Source organism: Maridesulfovibrio sp., assembly GCF_965230075.1.
In the GTDB taxonomy this organism is placed as follows: domain Bacteria; phylum Desulfobacterota; class Desulfovibrionia; order Desulfovibrionales; family Desulfovibrionaceae; genus Maridesulfovibrio.
The window spans coordinates 1996562-2021557 of record NZ_OZ245945.1 but is presented as its reverse complement, the minus strand read 5'-3'; the positions used below and the strand labels follow the sequence as shown (position 1 = coordinate 2021557).

The 24996-nt window shown below is 45.3% G+C and carries 24 protein-coding genes, 3 tRNA genes and 1 other RNA gene; 18 read left to right on the top strand and 10 right to left on the bottom strand.

What is annotated here, in order from left to right; all coding sequences use genetic code 11:
- Window position 1 precedes the first annotated feature (1 nt).
- On the bottom strand, window positions 2-1765 hold the full coding sequence (locus ACO05Z_RS09145) for an ABC transporter ATP-binding protein (RefSeq protein WP_421901869.1): 1764 nt from the start codon (window positions 1763-1765) through the stop codon (window positions 2-4).
- A 186-nt stretch (window positions 1766-1951) separates the two neighbouring features.
- Between ACO05Z_RS09145 and yedF the strand changes: the two genes are divergently transcribed.
- Complete coding sequence (gene yedF / locus ACO05Z_RS09140; protein WP_421901868.1) at window positions 1952-2572, top strand: sulfurtransferase-like selenium metabolism protein YedF; 621 nt, start codon at window positions 1952-1954, stop codon at window positions 2570-2572.
- A gap of 10 nt (window positions 2573-2582) precedes the next feature.
- Window positions 2583-3338: a pseudouridine synthase gene (locus ACO05Z_RS09135; protein WP_421901867.1), complete on the top strand. Its 756-nt coding sequence runs from the start codon at window positions 2583-2585 to the stop codon at window positions 3336-3338.
- A 57-nt stretch (window positions 3339-3395) separates the two neighbouring features.
- Here the strand turns inward: ACO05Z_RS09135 and lolA are convergent, their stop codons facing one another.
- Complete coding sequence (gene lolA, locus ACO05Z_RS09130; protein ID WP_421901866.1) at window positions 3396-4037, bottom strand: outer membrane lipoprotein chaperone LolA; 642 nt, start codon at window positions 4035-4037, stop codon at window positions 3396-3398.
- A gap of 60 nt (window positions 4038-4097) precedes the next feature.
- Between lolA and ACO05Z_RS09125 the strand changes: the two genes are divergently transcribed.
- Window positions 4098-4565, top strand: a complete 468-nt coding sequence (locus tag ACO05Z_RS09125; RefSeq protein ID WP_421901865.1) for an L-2-amino-thiazoline-4-carboxylic acid hydrolase — start codon at window positions 4098-4100, stop codon at window positions 4563-4565.
- A gap of 158 nt (window positions 4566-4723) precedes the next feature.
- Here ACO05Z_RS09125 and ACO05Z_RS09120 read toward each other — a convergent pair whose 3' ends face one another.
- The 3 genes from ACO05Z_RS09120 to ACO05Z_RS09110 form a co-directional block, all read right to left on the bottom strand.
- On the bottom strand, window positions 4724-6982 hold the full coding sequence (locus ACO05Z_RS09120) for a DNA translocase FtsK (RefSeq protein WP_421904178.1): 2259 nt from the start codon (window positions 6980-6982) through the stop codon (window positions 4724-4726).
- Between the two features lie 93 nt (window positions 6983-7075).
- Window positions 7076-7636, bottom strand: a complete 561-nt coding sequence (gene efp / locus ACO05Z_RS09115) for an elongation factor P (protein WP_421901864.1) — start codon at window positions 7634-7636, stop codon at window positions 7076-7078.
- A gap of 123 nt (window positions 7637-7759) precedes the next feature.
- The gene (locus tag ACO05Z_RS09110) at window positions 7760-8215 is read right to left on the bottom strand and encodes a type II 3-dehydroquinate dehydratase (RefSeq protein WP_421901863.1); all 456 of its coding nucleotides are present in this window, start codon (window positions 8213-8215) and stop codon (window positions 7760-7762) included.
- Between the two features lie 127 nt (window positions 8216-8342).
- Between ACO05Z_RS09110 and yihA the strand changes: the two genes are divergently transcribed.
- Complete coding sequence (gene yihA / locus ACO05Z_RS09105) at window positions 8343-8948, top strand: ribosome biogenesis GTP-binding protein YihA/YsxC (RefSeq protein WP_421901862.1); 606 nt, start codon at window positions 8343-8345, stop codon at window positions 8946-8948.
- Between the two features lie 70 nt (window positions 8949-9018).
- Here yihA and ACO05Z_RS09100 read toward each other — a convergent pair whose 3' ends face one another.
- The 3 genes from ACO05Z_RS09100 to ACO05Z_RS09090 all read right to left on the bottom strand — a co-directional run bounded on the left by ACO05Z_RS09100 (window position 9019) and on the right by ACO05Z_RS09090 (window position 11599).
- Complete coding sequence (locus ACO05Z_RS09100) at window positions 9019-10149, bottom strand: LptF/LptG family permease (protein WP_421901861.1); 1131 nt, start codon at window positions 10147-10149, stop codon at window positions 9019-9021.
- Window positions 10146-11306: an LPS export ABC transporter permease LptF gene (lptF, locus tag ACO05Z_RS09095; RefSeq protein WP_421901859.1), complete on the bottom strand. Its 1161-nt coding sequence runs from the start codon at window positions 11304-11306 to the stop codon at window positions 10146-10148. Before lptF ends, ACO05Z_RS09100 begins: the two co-directional genes overlap by 4 nt.
- A 98-nt stretch (window positions 11307-11404) precedes the next feature.
- On the bottom strand, window positions 11405-11599 hold the full coding sequence (locus ACO05Z_RS09090) for a hypothetical protein (RefSeq protein ID WP_421901858.1): 195 nt from the start codon (window positions 11597-11599) through the stop codon (window positions 11405-11407).
- A 148-nt stretch (window positions 11600-11747) separates the two neighbouring features.
- Here ACO05Z_RS09090 and ACO05Z_RS09085 point away from each other — a divergent pair, with 148 nt between their 5' ends.
- The 6 genes from ACO05Z_RS09085 to ACO05Z_RS09060 all read left to right on the top strand — a co-directional run bounded on the left by ACO05Z_RS09085 (window position 11748) and on the right by ACO05Z_RS09060 (window position 16112).
- Window positions 11748-12542, top strand: coding sequence for an undecaprenyl-diphosphate phosphatase (locus ACO05Z_RS09085; RefSeq protein ID WP_421901857.1), 795 nt, complete (start codon window positions 11748-11750; stop codon window positions 12540-12542).
- Between the two features lie 132 nt (window positions 12543-12674).
- Window positions 12675-12751, top strand: a tRNA-Met gene (locus tag ACO05Z_RS09080).
- A 169-nt stretch (window positions 12752-12920) separates the two neighbouring features.
- A tRNA-Met gene (locus ACO05Z_RS09075) sits at window positions 12921-12997 on the top strand.
- A 168-nt stretch (window positions 12998-13165) separates the two neighbouring features.
- Window positions 13166-13242: transfer RNA gene (locus ACO05Z_RS09070), tRNA-Met, on the top strand.
- Between the two features lie 150 nt (window positions 13243-13392).
- Entirely contained in the window at window positions 13393-15690 is a 2298-nt protein-coding gene (locus tag ACO05Z_RS09065) for an ABC transporter substrate-binding protein (protein WP_421901856.1), read from the top strand.
- Between the two features lie 8 nt (window positions 15691-15698).
- Complete coding sequence (locus tag ACO05Z_RS09060; protein WP_421901855.1) at window positions 15699-16112, top strand: hypothetical protein; 414 nt, start codon at window positions 15699-15701, stop codon at window positions 16110-16112.
- A gap of 9 nt (window positions 16113-16121) precedes the next feature.
- Here the strand turns inward: ACO05Z_RS09060 and ACO05Z_RS09055 are convergent, their stop codons facing one another.
- Complete coding sequence (locus tag ACO05Z_RS09055; protein ID WP_421901854.1) at window positions 16122-16901, bottom strand: substrate-binding periplasmic protein; 780 nt, start codon at window positions 16899-16901, stop codon at window positions 16122-16124.
- A gap of 312 nt (window positions 16902-17213) precedes the next feature.
- Here ACO05Z_RS09055 and ACO05Z_RS09050 point away from each other — a divergent pair, with 312 nt between their 5' ends.
- The 4 genes from ACO05Z_RS09050 to ACO05Z_RS09035 all read left to right on the top strand — a co-directional run bounded on the left by ACO05Z_RS09050 (window position 17214) and on the right by ACO05Z_RS09035 (window position 21646).
- Window positions 17214-18545 carry a hypothetical protein gene (locus ACO05Z_RS09050; protein WP_421901853.1) on the top strand — a complete coding sequence of 444 codons (1332 nt, stop codon included), beginning with the start codon at window positions 17214-17216 and terminating at the stop codon, window positions 18543-18545.
- A 161-nt stretch (window positions 18546-18706) separates the two neighbouring features.
- Window positions 18707-19321, top strand: coding sequence for a hypothetical protein (locus ACO05Z_RS09045; protein ID WP_421901852.1), 615 nt, complete (start codon window positions 18707-18709; stop codon window positions 19319-19321).
- Window positions 19322-19354: 33 nt separating this feature from the next.
- Complete coding sequence (locus ACO05Z_RS09040; protein WP_421901851.1) at window positions 19355-20116, top strand: DUF4198 domain-containing protein; 762 nt, start codon at window positions 19355-19357, stop codon at window positions 20114-20116.
- Window positions 20117-20278: 162 nt separating this feature from the next.
- A complete protein-coding gene (locus ACO05Z_RS09035) occupies window positions 20279-21646 on the top strand; it encodes a response regulator (RefSeq protein WP_421901850.1) in 1368 nt (455 codons plus the stop codon).
- Window positions 21647-21650: 4 nt separating this feature from the next.
- On the opposite strand, the gene ACO05Z_RS09030 is transcribed toward ACO05Z_RS09035, so the two are convergent.
- Window positions 21651-21854: a hypothetical protein gene (locus tag ACO05Z_RS09030; protein WP_421901849.1), complete on the bottom strand. Its 204-nt coding sequence runs from the start codon at window positions 21852-21854 to the stop codon at window positions 21651-21653.
- A 130-nt stretch (window positions 21855-21984) separates the two neighbouring features.
- On the opposite strand from ACO05Z_RS09030, the gene ACO05Z_RS09025 reads away from it, so the two are divergent.
- From ACO05Z_RS09025 to ACO05Z_RS09010, 4 genes are all read left to right on the top strand, one after another.
- Window positions 21985-22308, top strand: coding sequence for a hypothetical protein (locus tag ACO05Z_RS09025; RefSeq protein ID WP_421901848.1), 324 nt, complete (start codon window positions 21985-21987; stop codon window positions 22306-22308).
- A 219-nt stretch (window positions 22309-22527) separates the two neighbouring features.
- Window positions 22528-22888: a transfer-messenger RNA gene (ssrA, locus tag ACO05Z_RS09020) on the top strand.
- 204 nt (window positions 22889-23092) lie between these two features.
- Complete coding sequence (locus ACO05Z_RS09015; protein WP_421901847.1) at window positions 23093-24292, top strand: tyrosine-type recombinase/integrase; 1200 nt, start codon at window positions 23093-23095, stop codon at window positions 24290-24292.
- 13 nt (window positions 24293-24305) lie between these two features.
- Window positions 24306-24932 carry a hypothetical protein gene (locus ACO05Z_RS09010; protein WP_421901846.1) on the top strand — a complete coding sequence of 209 codons (627 nt, stop codon included), beginning with the start codon at window positions 24306-24308 and terminating at the stop codon, window positions 24930-24932.
- Window positions 24933-24996: the final 64 nt, after the last annotated feature.

The window sequence follows — 24996 nt, the reverse complement described above, 5'->3', positions numbered from 1 at the left end:
GCTAGCCATTATCCTGAAACTGCATGTTGTAAAGCTTGATGTACAAGGGACATTTTTCCAGAAGTTCCTTGTGGCTGCCTTTAGAAACAATCATGCCCTTTTCCATAACCACGATCACATCAGCAGAAAGCACTGTTGAAAGCCTGTGGGCGATAACAATACTGGTCCTGTCCCTCATGAGATTTTCAAGAGCCATCTGTACGATGCGCTCAGCCTCAGTATCAAGGGCACTGGTGGCCTCATCGAGGATGAGCAGCGGCGGGTTCTTGAGCAGTGCACGGGCAATGGTCAGACGTTGTTTCTGCCCGCCGGAAAGCCTTACCCCACGTTCGCCGACCATGGTCTCATAACCTTCGGGCAGCTTTTCAACAAACTCATGGGCAAAGGCATTCTTTGCGCTCTGCTGGACACTCTCAATAGAGGCATCCTGACTTACATAAGCAATGTTATCACGCACCGTTGCATTGAAAAGGAAAGTTTCCTGCGAAACCATACCGATATTCAAACGCAGAGATTTCAGAGTATAATCACTGACAGCCCTGTCATTAATTGTAATAGAACCTTCCGTGGCATCGTAGAAACGAGGAATCAGGTTAACCAGTGTGGTCTTGCCTGATCCGCTGGGACCGACAATGGCAATCTTCTGCCCTGCTTCAACATCAAGGTTGATATTGTCCAGTACAGGCTGTTCAGAAGAAGGATAGCTGAAGGTAAGGTCCTTGATTTCAAGCTTTTTAAAATCTTGTTCCAACTCAACAGAACCGCCCTGCTCAACATTGATCTTGGGAGAATCAAGAATCTCAAAGACCCTTTCCGCCCCCGCAAGTGCGCGCTGGATGGTGTGGTTGGAAGTGTTCATCTTCTTGATCGGTTCATAAAGCATGACCAATGCGGCGATGAAAGAGAAAAAAGTACCTGGAGTGGAATGACCTTCAATTACCTGAGAACCGCCGTACCAGAGAACAAGACCGATACCGACAGCCCCGACAATCTCCATGATTCGTGAAGAAAGTTCACTGTTCAGGACTTCTTTAATTGCAATTTTGACCAGACGCCCGTTTTCCTGCTCAAATTTACCGGTCTCACGTTTTTCATTGGCAAAAGCCTTAATAACCTTCACTCCGCTAAAGCTTTCCTGCAACAGTGCATTGATGTCAGAAATCTTGCTCTGGTTCTTACGGCCCAGCTTACGCAGCTTTCTTCCAAAGTAAAAAAACGGGAAAATAGCCAGCGGCAGAACAAGCACCGCAAAAGCAGCTAGGTAAGGATCACGGTAGAAGACCAAACCGATCAAACAAATGATGGTACAGGCTTCGCGGATCATCATAATAAATGAAGGCAGGCTGGCCCGGATTTCAATAACATCGTTCAGGATACGGGACATAAGCATGCCCACCTGACTTTCTTCAAAGAAATCCATGGGCAGACAGATGATCTTGTTAAAAAGATCGTTTCTGAGCCGCTCCAGCACCAGCAGACCGGTGCTGTTCATTAAATAGGTCTGCAAGAACCTGAAAATGCCCTTGATCAGCATAACCAGAACAAAAGCGATAGGCACCATTTTCAAGGCCTCGCGGTCCTTGTTGATGAATATATCATCCATTGCGGGCTGGATCAGGTACGCGGTTGCGGCAGTTGCTGCTGCAACGATTGCCATGGAAACAAATGCAACAAAAATCTTGAACTTGTACGGTCCGAAATATGAAAGACATCTCTTGATGAGATGTTTGTTTTTCAGATAGCTGTATTTTCCGCCTTTAGGCAAATTAAACTCCTTTATTGTGGCTAAACGCCGATTGCGCTTTTTCCTTACTTCTCATTGGCTGCAATCGCAAGTGTCTATTACGCAAAGATAGATTTAGCTGATCGCTTTACACTCTTTCTATTTAATAAATCAATTTGACCACAAGATAGTCGCTGTTATCTTTAGAAAAATAGAAGGAGAACTTAAATGTCAGTTAAAATAGATTGCAAGGGTTTGCCCTGTCCGCAGCCCGTACTTAAGTGTAAGAATGCCATTGAATCCGATAATCCCGCTAAAATCAAAATTATTGTTGATAATGAAGCGGCAAAAGAAAATGTCTCCCGCTTCATGAAGACTAAAGGCTATGAAGTAAGCATCAAAGATAAAGATGGTTTCTTCGTGGTCAAAGGGAAAAAAGACGTTTCTGCTGAATCTTCCGCTGAATGCGAAGTATGCGAAGTTATGAGCGACGAAGAACTTTCAAATGTCGGCAGCAAAACACTTGTTTTCCTGAACAGCGAAGTTTTAGGCAGCGGTGACGATAAACTGGGTGCCGGCCTGATGTTCAACTTTATTTCCACCCTGCCAGAGCTTGGTGATTCACTCTGGAGAATCATCATGGTCAACGGTGCGGTAAAGCTGGCCACCGAAGGCAGCAAATGCCTTGACAAGCTTCAGGAACTTGAAAAAGCAGGCGTATCCATCCTTGTCTGCGGAACCTGCCTCGATCATTTTGACCTGCTCGATAAAAAGAAAGTAGGCGAAACCACAAACATGCTCGATGTAGTCACCAGCATGCAGCTTGCCAGCAAGGTCATTAAGGCTTAAGAAAGCCTCCATGACCGATAAACAAACAATCAGACTCAATAAATATATTGCCTCCGCCGGGATAGCCTCACGGCGCGGGGCTGATGAACTTGTCCAGAAGGGCAAGGTTAAAATCAATGGTGAACTTGCCGACTCCCCCGGTATTCAGGTTGATCCTGAAAATGACCAGGTGGAAGTCAACGGCAAACTGATACAGCACGACAAGGAATCCAAGGATCTCTATATCCTGCTGCACAAAACCATCGAGACCGTAACTACTGCCAAAGACCCTCAGGGACGCAAAACAGTACTTAACCTGCTTCCGCCTGAAATCGTCAAACGCAGGGTCTTTCCCGTGGGCAGGCTGGACTTCTATTCCGAAGGCATGCTCCTGCTGACCACTGACGGTGAACTCTGCAACCGCATGACCCACCCCAAGTGGCATCTGCCAAAAATCTACCATGTGACCATACGCGGCAAGCTTTCTGAAAAAGAACTATCCGTCATGCAAAACGGCATGTACCTTGAGGATAAAGGTGAGCTACTGGCCCCGGTCAAAATCAAAGCAATTACCGAAGTGGGCGAAACCACCAAGTATGAAATGGAACTGCGCCAAGGCATCAACCGCCAGATCAGGCGTATGTTCGGTGAGTTCGAAAAGACCATCCTGCGCCTCAAAAGAGTCCGCCAAGGCCGCATTGAGCTTGGTAATCTCAAGCCCGGTAAGTGGCGCGAGCTGAGTGGCAAGGAGCTGGGTTTATTGAAAAAAGATTTGAAAATGAAGTAAAAAAAGGCCCGGATTTGATAATCAAATCCGGGCCTTTTTTTTGCGCTAATTATACTATTAATTCTGAGTATTGTCTTCCACATCCACTCCTTCCGGAGGAATGAATTGGAACTGAGCGTTATCCACATTGGGATCGATTTCAATGTTGCTCATGGAGACTTCATTTCCGTTGCCATAGAAATCGACCACCAGCACCTTGCGCATCATTTTCTTTTCCGGATCAATCCAAGCAAAAGCTAGCACCATTCCTGTTTCTGGCTCAAGAGGCAGCAATTTAAGCTTGATCAGCCCGTTATCTTCACCCTGATTTTCAACCACGAAATCCTCTTCGAGCTTGGCCTGCCCTGAGATGAATTTAATCATGGTCTTGGAATTAAAAAGCTGCTGGGTGCGGTATTTCAAAGCCAGTTTATCTTCTGGAAAATAATCCCAAACAATGGACTCACCGACGATAAGCAGCTCAGGTTCCGGCTTTACAGATTCCCAACGCAGCAATGAGGGTTGTTTGAATGTAATCTTACCGGAACGGATGTCTTGTTCCTTACTTGCAGCATTGGTCAAAGTCTGGGTAAAATCAGCTCTGAAAGTTTTAATAGAATCGTATGTTTTCTGAATCTCGGTAGTCAATTCATCAGCCACAGCCATGGAGCTGAATGAAAGCAGAACCGAGACAACAAATATAAAAATCCTGAATCGCATTATTCTCCTCGTGAATTCGGGTTCATCTACAAAACAGTCTTTAACCCTTTTGGATTGATTATGAAAGTACAACCTGTATCACAAATTTCCCGCCGCTTGATCGAAGCCGAGCTTTACGGCGAACTTTACGAAACCATGATAGAGAAGTTCGGCAAGAAAAAAGCTCTGCAAGTCATAACCAAAAACTTGCAAAAATCAGCCCGCAAAGCCGGGCAGGCTTTCGCCGCTTCCGTAAACACTCCTAATCTTAAACATTTTTCCACAGTGGTAGAAATCTGGAAAAAAGGTAACGCCATAGAAGTAGCGGACATCTCAATTAACGGCAATGAATTGACAGTAAAAGTAACCCGCTGCCGTTATCAGGAATCATACCGCGAAATGGGTTTACCGGACGAACTATGCTCCGTACTCTCCTGTTCCCGCGATAAGCCTTTCGCCAAAGGATACAGCAATAAATTAAGCATGATTAGAGAAACGACTTTGGCTGAAGGTGGAGAATGCTGCCCTTTCAAATTTATCTGGAGCTAACCAATAAAACAACCGCAATATCCCGGAAGATATTGCGGTTGTTGCTTTCGTACAAATTATCTCGCGAAGCGGCGAAGCCCTAACAAAAGTTTTTGAAGAGTCCAGAGAAACTTTTTCCAAAAAGTTTCTCTGGTCCCCGAAGGGCCGCCGGAGGCATTCTAATCTTTAGTAACAAGCACAATACGAGGCTTGCTGCCGTCCTGTGGGCCGAGGATACCGTCCTGCTCCATCTGTTCGATAAAACGTGCGGCTCTGTTAAAGCCGATACGGAATCGACGCTGCAGCAGTGAAATAGAAGCCTTACCCTGCCCGACTACAAATTCTACAGCCTCATTGTAGACCGGATCATCGGATTCTCCGGGCATGGAGCCTACTCCGGGTCCGGAATTACCGGAATCTTTCCAGTCACTGAAATCGAGTTCGAAATCCTGCGGATATTTCTTTTTCCAGAAATCTACAACGCCCTTGATCTCGTCATCTTCTACCAAAGCACCATGCAACCTGCGCAGCTTGGAGCCGCTGGGTTTGAAAAGCATGTCACCGCGTCCGAGCAGTTTTTCTGCACCGACCATATCGAGAATGGTGCGAGAATCGTGCTTAGAGGTCACCTGAAAAGAAATACGGGTCGGGAAGTTGGCCTTAATCAATCCGGTTACGACATCGACAGACGGACGCTGGGTAGCGAGGATAATGTGAATCCCGGCAGCTCGGGCCAACTGTGCCAGACGCACAATGCTGATCTCAACTTCCTTACCGGCGGTGAGCATGAGGTCTGCAAGCTCGTCAACAATGATGACCAGATACGGCATCGGTTCGAGATCTTCAAACTCTTCGGGCAGATCATCGCCGGACTTGGCCAGTTTTTCGTTGTAGCTGGCAATGTTACGCACACCGAGTCGAGCCATGTTCTCGTAACGCTTGTCCATCTCAAAGACAGCCCATTCAAGCGCGGACTTGGCAAGAGCCATATCAGTGACCACGGGATGCACCAGATGCGGCAGACTGGCATATACAGCAAGTTCAATGCGTTTGGGGTCAATGAGCAGCAGCTTGAGTTCTTCAGGTCCGGCCTTGTAAAGCATGGACATGAGCAAACCGTTCAAGCAGACACTTTTACCAGCCCCGGTAGCACCGGCCACCAGCAGGTGCGGCATCTTGGCGAGGTCTGCAGAAACAGGCTCACCCTGAATATCCTTACCAAGAGCCATGGTCAGCGGGGATTTGGACTTGGTAAAGCAGCTGTGCTCGAAAATTTCACGAAGATAAACGGTCTGACGATTGTCGTTGGGAATTTCAATACCAACAGAATCTTTGCCCGGAATGGGGGCTTCAATACGAACTGCGGTGGCTTTCAAAGCAAGTGCTAGGTCGTCGGTCAGGTTGGCAATCTTGCTGACCTTGACGCCCGGTGCGGGACGAAATTCAAACATGGTTACCACCGGACCGGGGATAACTTTCTGAACTTCACCGTCAATATTGAAATCCTTCAGGCAGACCTTTAAAGCTTCGGTCTTTTCTTCAAGATCTTTGGGATCAAATTGAACCCCGGCAACCTTAGGTTCGGCGAGGAAATCAAGGGCCGGAAAATCCGTGCTGGTATCTATTTTCTTAGCCTTTGCCTTCTTGGGCTTGGCCTTGGCTTTTTCTTTCTTGGCAGGCTTTTCGTTAAAAGGCTTGAGAACGAGCACATCACCCTCTTCCTCCACATCAACATCTTCAGCAAGCTCAGTCTCTGCTTCCTTACGGGCTTTGGCTTCGGCCTTGGCCTTCTTGCGCTCAGCACGTTTAATCTTCTGTTCAGCCTGCATACGCTTGGCTTTACGGCCCACACGTTCTTTGTTCTTGAGCCAGCAATCTGTAAGCAAAGAACGAATACGTTTAAAGATGGAAGCCCAGCTCAGGTTCAGAGTGAGCTGAATCCCGGCGAGGGTCATGAACAACCAGAAAAGGAATGCCCCCACAGGCTTGAGGTACTTGAAAGACCACTTGGAAAGAAGTGCGCCAATGAATCCGCCCTCGTGAATGACGAGAGTCTTCTGAAATTTAACCAACCACGGATGGGAGGACCATGCCAGCAGGCAAATATAAAGAAGGACCAGTCCGGTCCAGCGCCACCAAGGCTGACGAAGAGCAGAAATAAATGAGGTAATACCGAGAAAAAGAAAATAAAATGGAATCAACCACGAGCCGAGACCAAGCATTTCAACCAGAATCCCGGCAGCATATGATCCGGCTGGGCCGATAAGGTTTTTGACCTTCCAGCTGCCGCTGACAGCCTGATTGAGGGTCGGGTCCCCCGGATGGTACGAGTACATGCTTATAAAAAGAAATGCGGCTAAAAAAATCCAGAACAGGCCGGAAATCTCTTTTGCGAATTTTCCGCTTGGCAGTGTCTCATCCTCCGTTTGTTCCCGGATAGGGGCAGGTTGGCGCAATAACCATCTATATAAGATGTATGAAATATTCAATTTTCGGGGAGCACGCAGCTCCCCGAAAGAAGTAAGCGTAAATTACTTTTCGCGACCGAGGTATTCGCTGGAACGAGTATCTACTTTGATCTTATCCCCTTCGTTGATGAAGAGAGGTACGTTGATACCGAGACCTGTTTCGAGGGTAGCAGGCTTGGTTGCGTTACTTACGCGGTCGCCCTGTACGCCGGGATCGGTCTGAGTAACTTCGAGGATTACGGAAGCAGGCAGGTCAACACCGATTACTTCACCATTGTAAAGCAGAGCTTTGTTGGTTTCGCCTTCTTTCATAAAACCGCCAGCGGTACCAATAACGTCAGCAGCTACGTTCATCTGGTCATAGGATTCGAGATCCATAAGTACGAAGTCTTCACCATCTTTGTAGAGGTACTGCATTTCCTTGGTAGCCATATCAGGCTTAACTACTTTTTCACCGGAGCGGAAAGTCTGGTCGGTGATACGGCCGGTAAACATGTTACGCAGCTTGGTACGGACAAAAGCGCCGCCCTTACCGGGTTTGAAATGCTGAAATTCAACGATTTCGTAAGGTTTACCGTCAATCTCAATTTTAAGTCCGTTTCTAAAATCTTTAGTAGAAATCATATTTCCTCCAATAAAATATTATTTGCAGGGCCTTGAATGGCGCCTTAAGCGTTACCCCGCTGTCTTCGTGATAAAAGTGACAGCAGCAGCGGTTTTCTGCAGCTAGAATCTCGTCTCTAAAAACTAATCCGCTGCCACATGTGAAAACAATGCTTGAACGGCCAAGGCATAGCTCATTATTCCGAATCCGGCAATTACTCCAATGCACTGTTTTCCCATAAAACTTTGCTGGCGAACAGGATCTTCGGTCCGCGCCCAAATATTGCTGATGTGAACTTCCACACAAGGAACTTCAATCCATGCAAGGCAGTCAGCAATAGCAAGACTGGTATGAGTATATGCTCCGGCATTAAAGGCCACGCCGTCTATGCCGTCTTCACGGGCTTTTTCCAATCTATCTATCAATGCACCTTCAGAATTGGACTGAAAGAATTCCAGCTTGATTTCGTCAGCCTTATCACCCATGAGGGTCTTGAGATGTTCGGGAATATCTTCAATTTTATCAGACCCGTATATCTCGGGCTGGCGTTTACCCACATATCCGAGATTAGGTCCGTTCAAGATCAGGAAGGTTTTCATCAAATTCACCTTTTGTGTTCAGGTTCGCAGAAAATATCCTTGTAATGATTGTCCGGCTTGACTAGCCTTGATAAATAAGTGAACAAGTCAGGTTCACGCAATAACGAATAATCAAGGACAATTCCTTATGGATAATACACTTACACTAATTAAAACAGTTTACGAGATCAATCAGCTTGAGGAACTCGCAGCTCCACAGATAATTCTGGCCGGACGTTCCAATGTCGGGAAATCCTCGCTGATCAACTGCCTTGCAAGCAGGAAAAAGCTGGCCAAGATCAGTTCAACTCCGGGCAAGACCCGCAGTCTTAACTACTACGAAGTTACCCCGCACGGCTACTATATTGTAGACCTGCCCGGTTACGGCTACGCACGCTGCTCAAAGACCGAGCGGGTCAAGTGGGCCAAACTAATTGATAAATATCTGCTTGATAATGCTTACGTAGCTGCTGCTGCAGTCCTGCTGGACAGCCGCCACAGCCCGCAGCAGAATGATCTGGATCTCATTTCCTACTTCAAGCACTGCAACATTCCCATCATTCCGATCATGACCAAATCGGACAAGACCAAGCAGCGGGACCGCGCAAAGGTTCAGAAAAAATGGGAAGACATCCTCAAGGTTAAGCCGATCTGCGTTTCCAGCAAAACCGGCATGAACCGCACCAAGCTCTGGAATCTGCTGGATGTTACCGCAATTCCCGAACTGGCAGAGGTTGAAGAAGAAACTGAATAAAAAACACTACAGATATAATTTTATCCGCAGTTCAAGGGCATTTCATCATATGATGAAATGCCCTTTATTATTATCTTGTTTTAAATTTAGTCACATATTTGCCCAAGTGCTCGGGAACAAATACCCATGCGATGCGGCCCAAGGCCAAGGAACTGACCAGAATATTTCCCAGCCATGCAGCGACTATAGGCGGCAAGGCACCGCTATCCCCTGCGGAAGCACCAACCATGAACAGGGCATAATAAGCAAAGGTCATCCCCAATCCAAGACCGATATTTAAATAAATATTCTCGCTAATGGTGACCAGTGCCAGCGACACCAAGGCCATGGTAAGAAGCGAAAACGCGTAGGCCCACTTGGAATGCCATGCTGTGATCAGCCTATCAACACTGGAACCGGAAAGCTTGAGCTGTTCAATTACCTGGTCAAGCTGCCAGAGCGGCAACTGGGCTGGATCAATATCAGGGTCAACGACCTTGAAGACATTAAGATTCAGCTTGATGGGCATGGTAAAAATCGGATGCTTGTGCGAAGCGAACTTGTCCGGGCTGAGTTCAACAGCATTTTCCAGTTTCCAGCCGTATTTATCGCTGACCTCGGCACTCTCGGAAGTAATAACCCGTTTAATCCCGCCATTACCTTCGGCAAATTCGTAAACAGTGAGACCTTTAGCGCGATTCCCGAAGGGCATAACTTCCTTGGCCTCGACCATGAAACGCCCTTCCTTGAGCCAGATATTCTTAAGCACTCTCTTATCAAGCATGCTCTTACGCACATCCTCTTTCCAGATGCGGTAAGCCTCCTGTTCCCCGTATACACCGATTACCTGCGAAAACAGCAGCTGCCCGAAGGACCAGATCACGGCATAGATCACAAAGAATTTCAAAAACCAGATCAGTGAAAGACCGCCTGTTCGCAACGCCAGAAGTTCCTTGCTCCGGGCCATGACGCAAAGCTGCACGATCATGGAAATCAGAAAAACTGCAGGCAGGATCTGAGAAAAGATGAGTGGCATTTTAACCAGAAAATACTTGAGGATGGTACCCATACCCAACCCGGCCTCAATGAAGTCATCCAGACGGTCAAAGAGGTCGGACAGCAGGTAAATCCCTGTGCCGACCCCGAGGCAGACACACATAAGAAACAGGTTCTGCTTCAATACATACGACGCAAGATATCCGGGAAGAAGTCTGCGAATCATGCTTCTTTCCTCTTGAATTTCTTCAGGAACGGAATCCTGATGCTGAATGAATGTTCCATAACCGCCATTTTAAGCAGAACCACTGAAATCACTGCAAATGTTATATTTGGCAACCAAAGACCGACCACCGGAGTAAGCACACCACTCTCCCCGAAAGTCACTCCGAGAGAAAGCATGGTGTAGTAAACCAAGAACAAGCCCATAGAGATAATCAAGCCGTACTGCTGTTTCAATCCCCTGAAAATACATGCAATAGGCACAGCAAACATGCCGAGCACCAAACAGGCAACAGGCAGGGCCAACCTTTTTTGAACCTCTACTTGAACTTTTTTAAAGAAACCGGGGTCAATTTCCCCTGCGCGATCCCCGGCCCGGCTGATCCGGACCAGCTTTTCCCAAGACATTTCTTTAGGCCGTAATTCATCCACATCATACCCTTTAAGGATATTGGCCAGAGGGATACGCACGTCGTAGTTCTTAAACTTGAGCACGCTGAGTTGATCCCGTTCCTGCTGATAAATACGACCATTTTCCAAATGAATAAGCAGGCGGCCCATTTTAGGGTCAGTACGAATTTCACCTAACGGAGCAACGATTGTCGCGGTCATACCTTTACGGGTATTGTCACGTACAAATACAGAGCGCATAATGCCGCTATCTTCGTCCACGCCATCAGCGTAGAAAACAAGTCCTGGAAAATTTTTGTTAAAGACTCCGGGCTTGATTGCCAGCTGACTCTGGGTACGGGCAAACTCCATGAGTGCGTTACGGAAATTCTCCGTACCCCATGAAAGCCCATAGAGTGAAAAATAAAAATCCGCCCCGGTACAGAGCAGACAAAATATAATCGGTGCCGGCAACAACCTGTAAAGACTCAATCCGCCGGATTTAAGCGCAGTTATCTCATTATCCGCATTCATCCTCAAAAAGGTAAGAAAGATCGAGAGCATAGTCGCGATCGGGGTGAGCATAAGCAGAAAAAAAGGACATAGGTACATGAAAAGCTTAGCCATTTCCAATGCACCAAGACTCTGTCCCATGAACAGTTCTCTGAACTGGAGCAACCTGCCGATGAGGATAAGCCCCATGAACCCTGAAATACTCAGGGTAAATATGGATATGAGTTCTTTAAAAATATTGCGATGAAGAAGCTTCAATTTAATTCCCGCATAATATGCAGACAATATAAGTTAATCACAAAAAAACCGCAGATCTAATTCAAATCCGGGCAGCAGAATCAAATAGAAAAAAGAATTTAGCAGTTAGGGATTTCACCATTGTTTTCAGCGTAGAAACGTTCCATGAATTCCATATCCTTGGGAGAAAGATTGAATCTCATGGCGGCCTCTTCAAGCAGTGATTTCAAAGGCTTTCCAGTCTCTGTATGCTGTTCGGAAATCCATTTAATAGCTTTTCTGGTCAGTTCGCAGGGAGGCACAACAGTAGTCATATATTTAATCCTTGGTTAAAGACGTAATTGATTAATATTTAGCAGTACACCAGCTTGCCGCCCCTTGCAACTTTGTGCAGGCTGGCTTACCCAAAGCGGGTAACTTGAATTCTAGACCGGAATTCCCGGCAATAATAAAGGAATACCAATGACATCTCTATTTACCGCCGCCATACTCGGCATTGTGGAAGGACTTACTGAATTTCTCCCGGTTTCGAGCACTGGGCACTTGATCATCACCGGGCACCTGCTCGGCTTTACCGGGGAAAAAGCTGCTTCGTTTGAAGTAGCCATTCAGCTCGGCGCAATTCTCGCAGTGGTAGTGCTCTACTGGTCCCGCTTCTGGGGACTGCTCTTCCCCCAACCGGGACAACGCTTTTCCGGTATTCGCGGGCTCTACCTGCTTTTCCTTACCAGTCTCCCGGCATCCGTTCTCGGTTTGCTGGCACACGACTTCATCAAACAACATCTCTTTAATCCTTATACTGTTGCATGGGCATTGGGTGTCGGCGCGATCATGATCCTGATTGTTGAAAAAAAAGAAACCCGACCTTCCTGTTACACTCTGGATGAAGTCACCCCGAAACTGGCTTTAGGTATCGGCTGCTTCCAGTGCCTCGCACTCTGGCCCGGATTTTCCCGCTCTGCCGCAACCATCATGGGTGGTATGCTGCTTGGTGCCAAGCGCAAGATCGCTGCGGAATACTCTTTTATCGCTGCTGTACCGATCATGTTTGCAGCCACCGGCTACGACATGCTCAAAAGCTACAAACTCTTCACCATGGCTGATATGCCCTTTCTGGCGGTTGGATTTATTGTCTCTTTCCTTTCCGCATGGGCAGCGGTGAAAGGGTTTATCTACCTGCTTGGCAAGCTGACCCTGCGCCCCTTTGCTTATTACAGGTTGGCCATTGCCCCGCTGGTACTTTTTTTCTGGAGCTAAAAACTTCTAATTGTCTGACAAAATGAATTATTTTAAAAAAAGTTTAAAAAAAGTTCATTTTTTGCTTGCCAAGCGCACGGAGAATATATATTTACTTCCCTCGTTGGACGGGAAGTTCAACACCACAAACGTGGCGAGGTAGCTCAGATGGTTAGAGCATGCGGCTCATATCCGCAGTGTCGGGGGTTCAATTCCCTCCCTCGCTACCATAAAGATCACAAAGCCCTGCAGTTTTGCAGGGCTTTTTCTTTTTCAATGAAGCAGGCAAGCAACGTATAAATATTATACTGAAATTTTTATTATTTTTTACTTGCCAAGCACCCGGAGAGTGTATAAATACTTTCCCTCGTTGGACGGGAAGTTCAACACCACAAACGTGGCGAGGTAGCTCAGATGGTTAGAGCATGCGGCTCATATCCGCAGTGTCGGGGGTTCAATTCCCTCCCTCGCTACCACGAGAATCACAAGGCTCTGCAATTTTGCAGGGCCTTTTTTCGTTCCAGAACCGCCCGAATCAACATATAATTATTATACCGAAATTTATATCATTTTTTACTTGCCAAGCGAATCAAGAATGTATAAACACTGTCCTCGTTGGACGGGAAGTTCAGCACCACAAACGTGGCGAGGTAGCTCAGATGGTTAGAGCATGCGGCTCATATCCGCAGTGTCGGGGGTTCAATTCCCTCCCTCGCTACCACGAGAATCACAAGGTCCTGCAAATCTTGCAGGGCCTTTTCTTTTACCCTCACTCTCCAAGTCTATTATTAGCTGATACTCGTTATTTTCAAGAGCTTCCATTTCTGCTATTTATCTAGGTGATCTTCATACCCAATACAGGATTACCGCTTTGAAAAAACATTTCAGTACACACCCCCCTGCCTATCCCAATAAATTTTCCCTTTATATCCTTATATTGCTTTTGGGCTTCCTGCTTTGCATTAATCCCAGCCCGGTTGCAGCAAAAAAACTGGATCAAGTCACCTTACAACTTAAATGGTTTCATCAGTTCCAGTTTGCCGGTTACTATGCCGCCCTTGAGAAGGGATTCTATGAAGAAGAAGGACTTGATGTGAGCATAGTCGAACGGGACTTGCGACACAATCCTATCGATCAGGTACTCAAAGGACAGGCCGATTTCGGAATAAGCAACTCCGAAGTGCTTCTTCATTATTTAAATGGAAAAAATGTTGTCTTACTTGCTTCTGTATTTCAACATTCTCCGTTGGTTTTCATTTCAAAAACACAACCTTTGATTCATACGGCGAAGGATTTAAAAGATAAAAACATCCTTATGAGTTCTGCGTCCCAAGACATTGAATTGAAAGTCATGATGGAACGAAACGGCATATCCTTAGATGATGTAAATCTTGTAGACCGCTTTGCCACCCCGGAAGACTACTTTGACCCATCCATTGACGTTATCGCAGCGTACATCACAAACCAGCCCTACTACCTTAAAAAAGAAAATGTCCCCTACTCAATAATCTACCCCTACACCCACGGAGTCGATTTTTACGGTGACACCCTATTCACCTCCCGATCTCAGATACAAAAACATCCGGAACGGGTTAGTAAATTTGTGCGAGCCAGTCTTAAAGGATGGCAATACGCACTTGAACACCCTCAAGAGCTGGTCGATATTATTGCTGAGAAGTTCGGCTCACTAAAATCTAAAGAACACCTCAAATATGAAGCAGACACAATCAGAACCCTGATTCTGCCGAATCTGGTACGTATAGGACACAACAATCCGGTACGCTGGGAACAAATAGGAGCTGAATTTAAACAGCAAGGATTGGTAGATGCAACTAAGGATCTTTCAAATTTCTTTTTTAATCCAGCTGAGGGAAAAGTAACCATCAGGGAAGAGACCGCTTTTCTGGCTGCAGCGATATTTGCAACCATCATGATTGTTCTGCTTGCCTCTATTTTTGTTGCTGGAAAATTCAAACAGGAAATCAACAACCGTCAGGAAGTAGAAGAGAAGCTCAAAAAAAGCGAAAAATACTATCGAAGTCTTTTTGATAACACAGGAGCAGCTACAGTTATTATTGATAAAGAACATACCATCATAAAATGTAATGAAAACTTTGCTCAATTATGTGGCTCGACAGTTGAAGAAATCGAGAACAAACGCAAGTGGACAGATTTCATAGCACCGGAAGAATTGGAACGAATGAAAAGCTATGCCGCAGCACGCTTTTCTATCAACCAATCTTCACCAAAATCATATGATTTCAAATTCTTAAAGGCAAATGGCGAGATAAGAAATGTCCATGTAGATGTAGGAGTAATTGACGAAAGCACTGACTGTGTCGCCTCAATCATTGACATGACCGAGAAAGTAAAAACACAGGAATTACTTATACAAACAGAAAAAATGGTATCTGTAGGTGCACTAGCCGCCGGCATGGCCCATGAGATCAACAACCCACTAGCCGGAATACTTCAGGCTGTACAAAACATCTACCGCAGAACATCTCCGGATGTTCCTGCAAACACCAAAGTTGCTAAGAACATAGGGTGCTCCTGTGAAAAGATTCAGAGCTACCTCGAAGAAAGAGGCATTGTCAGAATGTTGAACGGTATTCACTCATCTGGTGAACGTGCGGCTAATATTGTGCATACCATGCTGAACTTTACCCGCCGCAATGATGAAGGCATGACCGTTTGCAATCTTAACCGGCTTTTTGATGATATTATGAACATCATCACATGCGATTATGATCTCAAAAAAAAGTACGACTTTAAGCACACTAAAATTAATAAGGATTACCAAGAAGACCTTGGTGAAGTAAGTTGCCTGCGTATAGAAATTGAACAGGTGCTGCTGAATCTAGTAAAAAACGCAGCCTATGCCACCAATGAAATTTCTGACATAAGGACTCCGACAATCACCCTAAGAACCAGGATGGATGAGAAGTATATAATCGCCGAAGTGGAAGATAACGGTCCGGGCATGAGCCCTGAAGTGAAACGGCGGGTATTTGAACCATTTTTCACCACCAAATCACCCGGAGTTGGAACCGGGCTTGGACTTTCAGTCTCATATTTTATAATAACCCAGAATCACAAAGGCACATTTGAAATAAAGACTGAAATCGGAAAAGGAACGAAATTCACAATAAAAATACCTATTGTATGACAAATATTATGAATAAAAAAACAATTCTTATGATTCTGACCATGTTGGTGCTGGCCTGCCCGGCTTGCGCTAAAAAACCTGTCCTCTATCCTAATGAGCAATACAAAAAAGCAGGTGAAGCAAAAGTTTCAGAAGATATTGCTTACTGCATGGAATTTGCTGAAAAAAGTGTCGGCAAAACATCCAAAGCAAAAACTTCGGTTAAAACTGGAATTCAGGGAGGCTTAATAGGTGGAGCTGTCGGGCTTGGAATCGGCATAGTTACCGGAAGCCCCGGTTCTTCAGCATTAGCCGGAGCAGCTGGTGGCGCAGCAGGTGGGGCGGTCGGAGGAGCGGTTCAAGACAATCCTGATCCACTGTATAGGAAATTTGTCGAACGCTGCCTACGGGAAAAGGGATACGAAACAATGGGCTGGAAGTAATCCCGGCCCTTAGAATCCGTCATGTACGGGGATATATTTAAACATTATTTTCTTATAAATCCCATCCTGTTTCATCTTTTTAAGCTCAGCACTGACTTTTTTAAAAGCTTCAGGAGCTTTCTTACGTGAAAAAGCAAGGTATGTATCTGACTTAGAGTAGACCAACGGCAAGCCCGTCTTCGGATCAAGCACAGCTTCTACTTTATCCAATAAGTTATGATCATTCAAGAAACTCAGTGCCGGATAATAATCAGCAAAAAAGAAATCTATCCTGCCCATGAGCAGCTTCTTTGCATTAAGGTCAAGATTGGGAACTTCTTCAATTCGCTTGAACAATTTATCTTTCAAGGCCTTATCTACTTTCTCTCCATAATAAAAAGCTCGCCCAACACCACCGATATACTTTTCCGCCCCGACAAAATCAGCCGAGAAATAAGTATCAGAACCTGCACGGCGCAATGCGACCACTTTTTCGGTTATCAAAATCGTCTCCGGGTACCTTAAAAATTTATAACGTTCTTCATTAAACCCAGCATTAAAAACAGCATCAGCCGTCCCTTTCTCTGCCATAGCCATTGCTCTTTTCCATGGCACGATACGTATATCCGGAATATATCCAGCCCGTTTAACGGCCTCGGCTACTATTTCAACCAGAAAACCAGTTGGTTTACCATTCTCAAGATATGTTTGAGGAGGAGTATCCAGAGTCACAAGAATAAGGCTTTTCGCACTAATTGCGGGCGGAAAAATCAATAAAGCAAAAAGAACAAGCAGACTAAGTCTTAGCACAATATTTTCCACCTCCTTTTAATTTCAACTACATAGTAACAGCAAAAACATCCCGAAACAATCCAATCATTTCCCAGCCCCCAAAACATGGGCGAACATTTTAAATATTTCCAAATTTAGGGTATCTTTGAAAAAAAGATCCCCAGTGTGATAAAATAATCAAATTTGGTGTTAAGTTTATCCTGTTAATGCCGATCATTTTTGTAATACGGTAAAAACTATAAAAATGGCTGAATTATGTTGAGATTATTGACCATACTTATCACTATACTCCTACTGCCTGCGTTGGCCTTTGCATGGTCGGGAAAAATCGTGGCTGTGGAAGGAGCAACTTCTTTTATTGTACTCAAAGATGGTCAAACCCCAGTAAAAGTCAATATTCCCGGAGTTAAGGCTGCAACAGAACTGGATGCGGCCAAGGCCCGACTTGAAAGTAGCAATCTCGTCCTCATGCGTGATGTTGAAGTGAGGGAAATCAGCAAGACTGATGATGGAACCGTCATCGGCGATATAACCGTTGACGGAAAATCAATCTCCAAAGAACTTCTTGATGAAGGTATAGTACAAAGCACCGTTCAGGCTCCGCCGGCGATAGAGACTACACCAGTTGAAATACCCAAAGAAGTCACTCAGCCTCCTGCTTCTGTTGAACAGACTCCAACTATGCAAACACAAACAGCGCCCGCTGCTGAAGCAAGTGCAGTTGAAATCGCTGACAACCTTTTTCCGGAACCTGTGAAGCAACCCGCCCCTCAGGTTATACAGGAACAAATTCCTGAACCAGTGCAACAACCGCGACAGGCTCAACCTCAGCAACAGGTTCGATATGTTCAGGCATACCAGCCTCAACAACAATTAGGGCTTTGGCCGGGACGCCCTGCTCCAGCGGCAGCACCGCAATCGGCTTCACAGGTATTTCATGTCCAGCAGCCCGGACTGCAAAATGCTCAGGCGTCGGCACCAACAGCACAACAGCAAAGTGATCCTCAGCAAATGCAGACTCCGGGTGACGCCGCAAAGCGTGACTATGAACTGGCCGTAAGAGTTCAGAAGAGATCCAGACGAACCAAGAACAAGGGATTTTTTGTTCCCAAGAAAAGCTCGGAAACATTTGTAGGAGTCGGAGGCGGAGCACAGGCGTCCATGACCTCTAAAAACGAAGCACCCTACTCATCCTTTGGTGGAATGGGCGGAATCTCAGCCCGACACTTCTACCCTTCAGGATTCGGTATCGGTGGCGACTTTTTTATGAGCAGTAGTTCCGGCAAGTCAGGAACTTACGGAACTACTTATTATGACAATGGGACCGTCAACAGTAATGGAACAGACTATGACTATAAAAACAAAAACTTCACAACATACACCTTTACAGGGTCATTGCTCTATAGGTTTTACGCTGACAGAAATTTCACGCCATACATAGCAGCTCATGGAGGATATTCAGTATTTGATTATCCGGGAACAATATTCAAAATATCTGACGGAGCGCCTGTTGCTGGTGGTGGAGCCGGCTTTCTATATGAATTTGACTCCGGCTTTACCATCGGTCTTGACTCCCGTTACCTGAAGACCTTTGGCGGCAAAAAAGACGATCCCAGCGGTTTCTTCGACACAATGTTCAACATCGGCTATACGTTCGACTGACGTCTTCGATCCATAGGCACATACAAGCCCTTAACTTTCTATAAGTTAAGGGCTTTTTTATTTCATTATTGACTTGTTAAACCCAAGAAGGTACTACCATTTAAAAATGAGTAGCACAATACAAGTAAGCATTTTAAGAACTAACCCCAAAGGGAAAACTGATGAATGTAAAATATCTCTCAGTATTTTTTGTCACCCTAGCACTATTAACTCTGAGTATTCCTTCATTTGCACACAGGGTAAACCTCTTCGCCTATGTTGAAGGCGACACCGTCTATACTGAGAGCTATTTCAGCAAGAAAAGAAAGGTTCATAAAGGGAAACTCGAGATATTCAGCACGAAAACCGGAGAGGAAATCCTGAAAGGCGTTACCGATAATGATGGCAATTTTAACTTCCCCATCCCGGATGCAATCAAAATGGATAGAAGTGGCCTGTTGATTAATTTATATGCATCAGAAGGGCACCGCGCCGTCTGGACCTTGACCGCAGATGAAATTTTCCCGGAGACAACTGAAGCTACAGAACCGGCCCTAACTCCATCCCCTGCTCCATCCTCTGAATCTCCTGCAGTGGAATCGCCCAAAGCGTCCTCCTCGGAAATTGCTCAACTTACCGCACAGATTGAAAACTTAACAAATAAAATCGAGACCTTGAAACGGTTGATTATCAGTCAGCAGGAAAAAGGTCCCGGTGCGAATGAAATATTTTCGGGGATTGGATACATCCTCGGACTTTTCGGAGTTGCTGCTTTTTTTCTCTCCCGGAAAAAATAGCCGTCCTGACACCTTAATGCACGGAGTGATTTCATGCGAAAACAGATTGTTCCAGTTATGACCATTTTGCTGATCCTGGCCTTCAGCAGTTCTGCGTTTGCCCATTTCGGAATGTTGATTCCTGAGGACTCAATCATCAAACCGGAAAAAAAGAAAACCGAACTCCTCCTTTCTTTTTCTCACCCATTTGAACTTGCTGGGATGAATCTGGTTAAGCCCAAGAAATTCAGTGTCTTTTATGACGGAAAAGAAACAGATCTGCTTCCTGCTCTTAAAAAGACAAAAGTCATGGACCACGACTCCTTCAAAACTGAATACAAATTTAAGCGCCCAGGTATGTATACATTCTTCATGGAGCCGGTACCCTATCCTGAGCCGGCAGAAGACAATTACATCATCCACTACACAAAGACCGTAGTTTCCGCTTTTAACGAAGGTGAAGACTGGAACAAGTCCCTTGGCGTGAAAACTGAAATCGTTCCCTTAACCCGCCCTTGGGGTAATTATGCCGGCAATGTTTTTCAGGGTATTGTTCTGCTGGACGGCAAGCCTGCCCCTTTTACTCGCGTAGAAGTTGAACTCTACAATAAAGACGGAAAATTTGAAGCACCGTATGAATGTATGGTAACTCAGGAAGTTCTGTGTGATGAAAACGGTGTCTTCACTTTTGCCTGCCCAAAGGCTGGCTGGTGGGGTTTTGCAGCGCTGAACGATGCTGATTACAAAATTAAGGGCAAAGATGTTGAACTGGGCGCAGTTCTCTGGATTGAAATGCTTCCGTATAAGAAAAAATAACCACCTCGTTTTATAATAAAACTAACCAAAAGGCCGAAGGAACTCCCTCCGGCCTTTACTTTTGTCTTTAAGCTAATTATGACATCATTTAATGCAGTTTGCGAAGACCATGTAATATATTGTTTTTATTTATAGTAATCACCAACTCTCAATGGAGAACGAATGCTCAACCCTCAAGTTCTAGTTGTCGATGACAGCAAGACTATCCGCACTGTGATCAGCTCGGAATTGAAGAAGCATTCCATTGATGTGACTGAAGCTGTAAACGGCATTCAAGGATTGGATTACACCCGCAATCATCACTATGATCTGGTAATTACTGATATCACCATGCCGGGGATTGACGGTTACCAGCTATGCACTGAAATCAAGAACAATCCGGATACCCAATCCACTCCGGTAATCATTTTATCCAGCAACGAACGGCACGAACAGATCGAAAAAGGGTTCGAAGTCGGGGCTGCGGCATACATAACCAAGAATAAAGCCCGTCAGGATCTACTCCCCTACATTAAAGAAATTCTGGATCGTGCTAAACTGCTTCGCGACAAGCTTGTGCTTGTTGTGGACGATTCCAAATACATCTTAAATGTTGTTGAAAACGGCCTTACATCAGCCGGATTCAAGGTTATCACAGCCAGCAACGGATTTGAGGCATTTGAAATAGCAAGCGAGATTGTGCCTCATCTCATACTCTCCGACATTAACATGCCGGTAATGGATGGCATCAAGCTCTGTGAAAAAATCCAGAATCACCCCTCTCTTTCACATGTACCTTTCGTCATCATGAGTTCCGGCGCAGACCGCCGAACCATGCGCGAACTTCTGCACAAAGGCGCTTCCGCATTTCTGGTTAAACCTTTCAACATAGACCAGTTGGTAATTACTGCTGAGAAACTCCTCAGCGACCATTTCCAGATAGTGCTGCAGCAGCGTGAAATTTTCAAAAAAGAACGTACTCTGCTCATGGGCAGTATCACCAGCCTGATTCAGGCTTTGGAAGCAAGGGACTCCTATACAAGAGGCCATTCCGATACTGTTTCCAAACTGTCGGTAAAAATTGCGGAAAAGCTTTCGCTGAATGGTTTTGATCAGGAAAGAATAGAATTTGCGGCAAAACTACACGATCTTGGCAAGATCGGAATCCGCGACGATATACTGCTAAAAAACGGCCCCCTGAGCGATGATGAATTTGCTAAAATAAAGGAACACCCGGTGCTTGGAGCTGATATCCTAAGTCCGATCCCCAGTATGGAAGACATCATCCCTGCGGTACTGCATCACCATGAAAAAATAAATGGCAAAGGTTATCCGCACGGGCTGGTTGGCAATGAGATCCCGCTCTGGGCGAGAATCATTTCCATCGCCGACGTGTATGACGCCTTGACCACTGACCGTCCATACAAAAAAGCCTTCACTCATCAAGATACCATGGAATTCATTGAGGAGAAGGCTGCTGTAGAGCTTTGCCCGGAGTGTGCTAAGGCTTTTCAGGCTGTCATGCTAGAGAATGACAGCCCGTTGTACTGAAATTCTAAACAGGGTTAAGCTTATCCAGCCCGGAAACTTCCCACGCTTTTTCTTTATCCACCTCTTCACCGCTTTCCAGAATCAGGGCTTCGATTTCCCCGTCCACGTCGGCACTCTCATCAACGCCCATCTTAAAGATGCGTTTCTGGTTGGAGTCATAAATATAAGCCGCTTCTTCATAGATATAAAACTTAAAAGGATTCTGCATAGTTCCTCCATAAAATTAATGTTCACAAACACTGCGCTTTTATCACTTTGCGCAATGACAAGAAAGGACTAATATTATAAGAATTTAATCAACAACCCGAACATTAATAGTAAAAACTCTGGGAGCAGGCATGAAATCTACCACCATCCCCCCGATTGCATACGCAATATTTTTCCTCGTAATATTTACATGTTCAACTGCGTCAGCTGAAATACTGACCTACAAATGCAATAAAGGTCCGACCTGCATCGACGAGAGGGTTAATTTCGGTACTGCCCAGATCAAATGCACTGACGTCAATGGAGACGTTCTTTCAGACTGGATTTGCGAATACGAGCTGGAATATACCTGCACGAACAAATTGACCGGAGAAGTGCGTAAAGGCGGCTTCGATCCCATGGCAGAATCATTATGCTCCAAGCTCTGCGGCCCGTGCAAAGAAGGCTGGAAATAATTTAATTTAGTGCTCCAACACCCCTTGCCAACGGCACGGCAATGTTATAGAAAACATCTCTTCACCTGAAGGGGCATAAGTATTCATTTTACTTGAAACCCCTTGCATCATCTTCCTGCGTGTATACAGTTGAAAGGTGAGAGTAATTTTTACTCACACCACTTGCACCAACTGTTTACGTACATACAGTATAAGTAGGAAGGAGTTCTTTGAAAAAATGGGGGCGCACTGGTTTCGACGGGGGTGAATGAAGCCAAGGTTGCAGGTCGTGGCGCCGCTGGCCACGTAAAAAGCGGCACAATCATAATTGCAAACGACAATTACGATTACGCAATGGCAGCTTAATTAAGCTTTGCCATGTCATAGCTTTGATGTCTGATATTAGCTTTGACAACAACCCCATCAGGCTGGCTATCTCTGCGTTGCACGTCCGTAGAGAGGCGAGAACCTAGCACGCGCTGGTCCATATGTTGCCTGTTCTGGGGCGTTCATATGGGCGAGAAACAATACTAGAACTAAGCCTGTAGACATCTTGGTGGAGCATTCTCGGACGGGAGTTCGATTCTCCCCGCCTCCACCATTTCATTGATTTCATACTGTCCCATACAGTTTCACAAAGAACGCTAAACCCTTGTTATTCATACGAATAGCAAGGGTTTTTTCGTTTCTTCTACGTTCGTTATAGTTCGCTTAACCCCGTTGACATCCGTGGTTCTGTGTGAGTACGGATGAGCTTACTCACCACCTGCAAGGTTGCCGTACTCACAAAACACATGGAGGTCTCATGGCTTTAACTGTGAAGCAGATCCAAGCAGCAAAACCCAAAGAGAAGCTTTATCGAATAACGGACTCAAACGGCTTATGTCTGGAAATAAGGCCCACCGGATCAAAATTGTGGAGATTCCGATACAGGTTTAACGGGAAAGGGAAAATGATAGGACTTGGCTCCTTCCCTGCAACAAGCCTGAAGGACGCTAGAGATAAACGTGACGAGCAACGGAAGATCCTAGAGCGTGATATAGACCCATCAGAATATAGAAAAGATCAACAGGCCGCAGTAAGCGGGGAAAATGAATTTGAATCAATCGCCCGCGAATGGCACACTAAATTCAAAAACACATGGACCGCAGGACACGCCCAAACGGTTATCAGACGCCTAGAGCTGAACTGTTTTCCTTGGATAGGCAAAATGGTTGTCAGTGAGATTGAACCACCGGATATCTTAAAAGTCCTCAGAAGAATTGAAAGCCGGGGTGCGCTTGAAACAGCCCACCGTGTACGCAGTATTCTCGGTCAGATTTTACGTTATGCCGTAGCCACCGGCCGCGCCACCCGTGATGCTACTTCAGATCTTAAAGGTGCTCTTCCGCCAGTAAAGCACAAACACATGGCGTCAATCACTGACCCTAAACAAATCGGCCCCCTACTCAACAGCATTGATGAATATGAAGGCAGACACATAACCAAGTGCGCTTTGCAACTGGCTCCGTTAGTTTTCGTCCGCCCCGGAGAACTTAGACATGGTCTATGGAGTGAGATTGACCTCGAAGCAGCTGAATGGCGAATCCCTGCGGGCAAAATGAAGGCTCGCCGTCCACACATTGTGCCGCTATCCCGGCAAGCCTTAGAAATTTTATATGAACTAAAACTACTGACCGGTGATGGTGAGTTTCTATTTCCAAGTGTACGCAGCAAGCTAACGCCCATGAGTGAAAACACTGTCAACGGAGCGTTGCGCCGCCTTGGCTACACCAAAGAGGAACTCACAGGACACGGTTTCCGCTCCATGGCTTCAACCAACCTTAATGAAAACGGTTGGAAGCCAGACGTGATTGAAAGACAGCTTGCTCACGTTGAGGGAAATAGCGTGCGGGCAGCTTATAACCATGCCGATTATCTCCCGGAACGCCGCAAAATGATGCAGTGGTGGGCTGATTATTTGGATGCTTTAAAGAATGAAACTGAAATTCCGCTTATTGATTAGGGAGGGTTAAAAAATGAATTCAAAAGAAAATCAAAAATCTATCAAAAAGTACTTAAAAGGATTTTTCTTTCTTTTCCTTGGCTTCGCATTTAGCCTATTAATATTATCTTCTTCTGCCATATCAACAAAATTATACAATTCCATATTCTATATGGTTATAACCGGACTCTTTACTATTCTTTTATCATTTATTTTAAATCAAGCTAAAATCAAAGAAATCATAGCTGAAGGCGTAGCAAGTGTTAAAGAAAAAGAAGAAATTATAAATAAATTGAGAATTGAAAATGATCAGTTAAAAGAAAAAATAAATGCACTTAAAAAGAACCCAGAAGTGTATGAACATACTTTAGATGAATTGCAGGTATGCAAGGCTAAAATAGAATCATTGGAATTAAGCATACAAGAGAAAGATGGCATTATTAAAAATCAAAACTGGAGAGTATGGTTTACCCCCTGCTGTAAAGCTATCGCTGATACCGTTAAAGAAAATGCCTTAAAGCTTGGATACGGAAATGAAGTCAAAATTAAAAGAATTGATTTCTATCACCGTGTTGCCGCCCACCATCCAGGATCAGAGACTTTTGATTCTGCATCAAAAAAAGCATGGGATTTACTTCCAGACAGTGTAAAAATCAAATAAATTGTTACCAAACAAAACAATAAATTCCCCGAAAGGCAGTTCTTTCGGGGAATTCTTACGACAG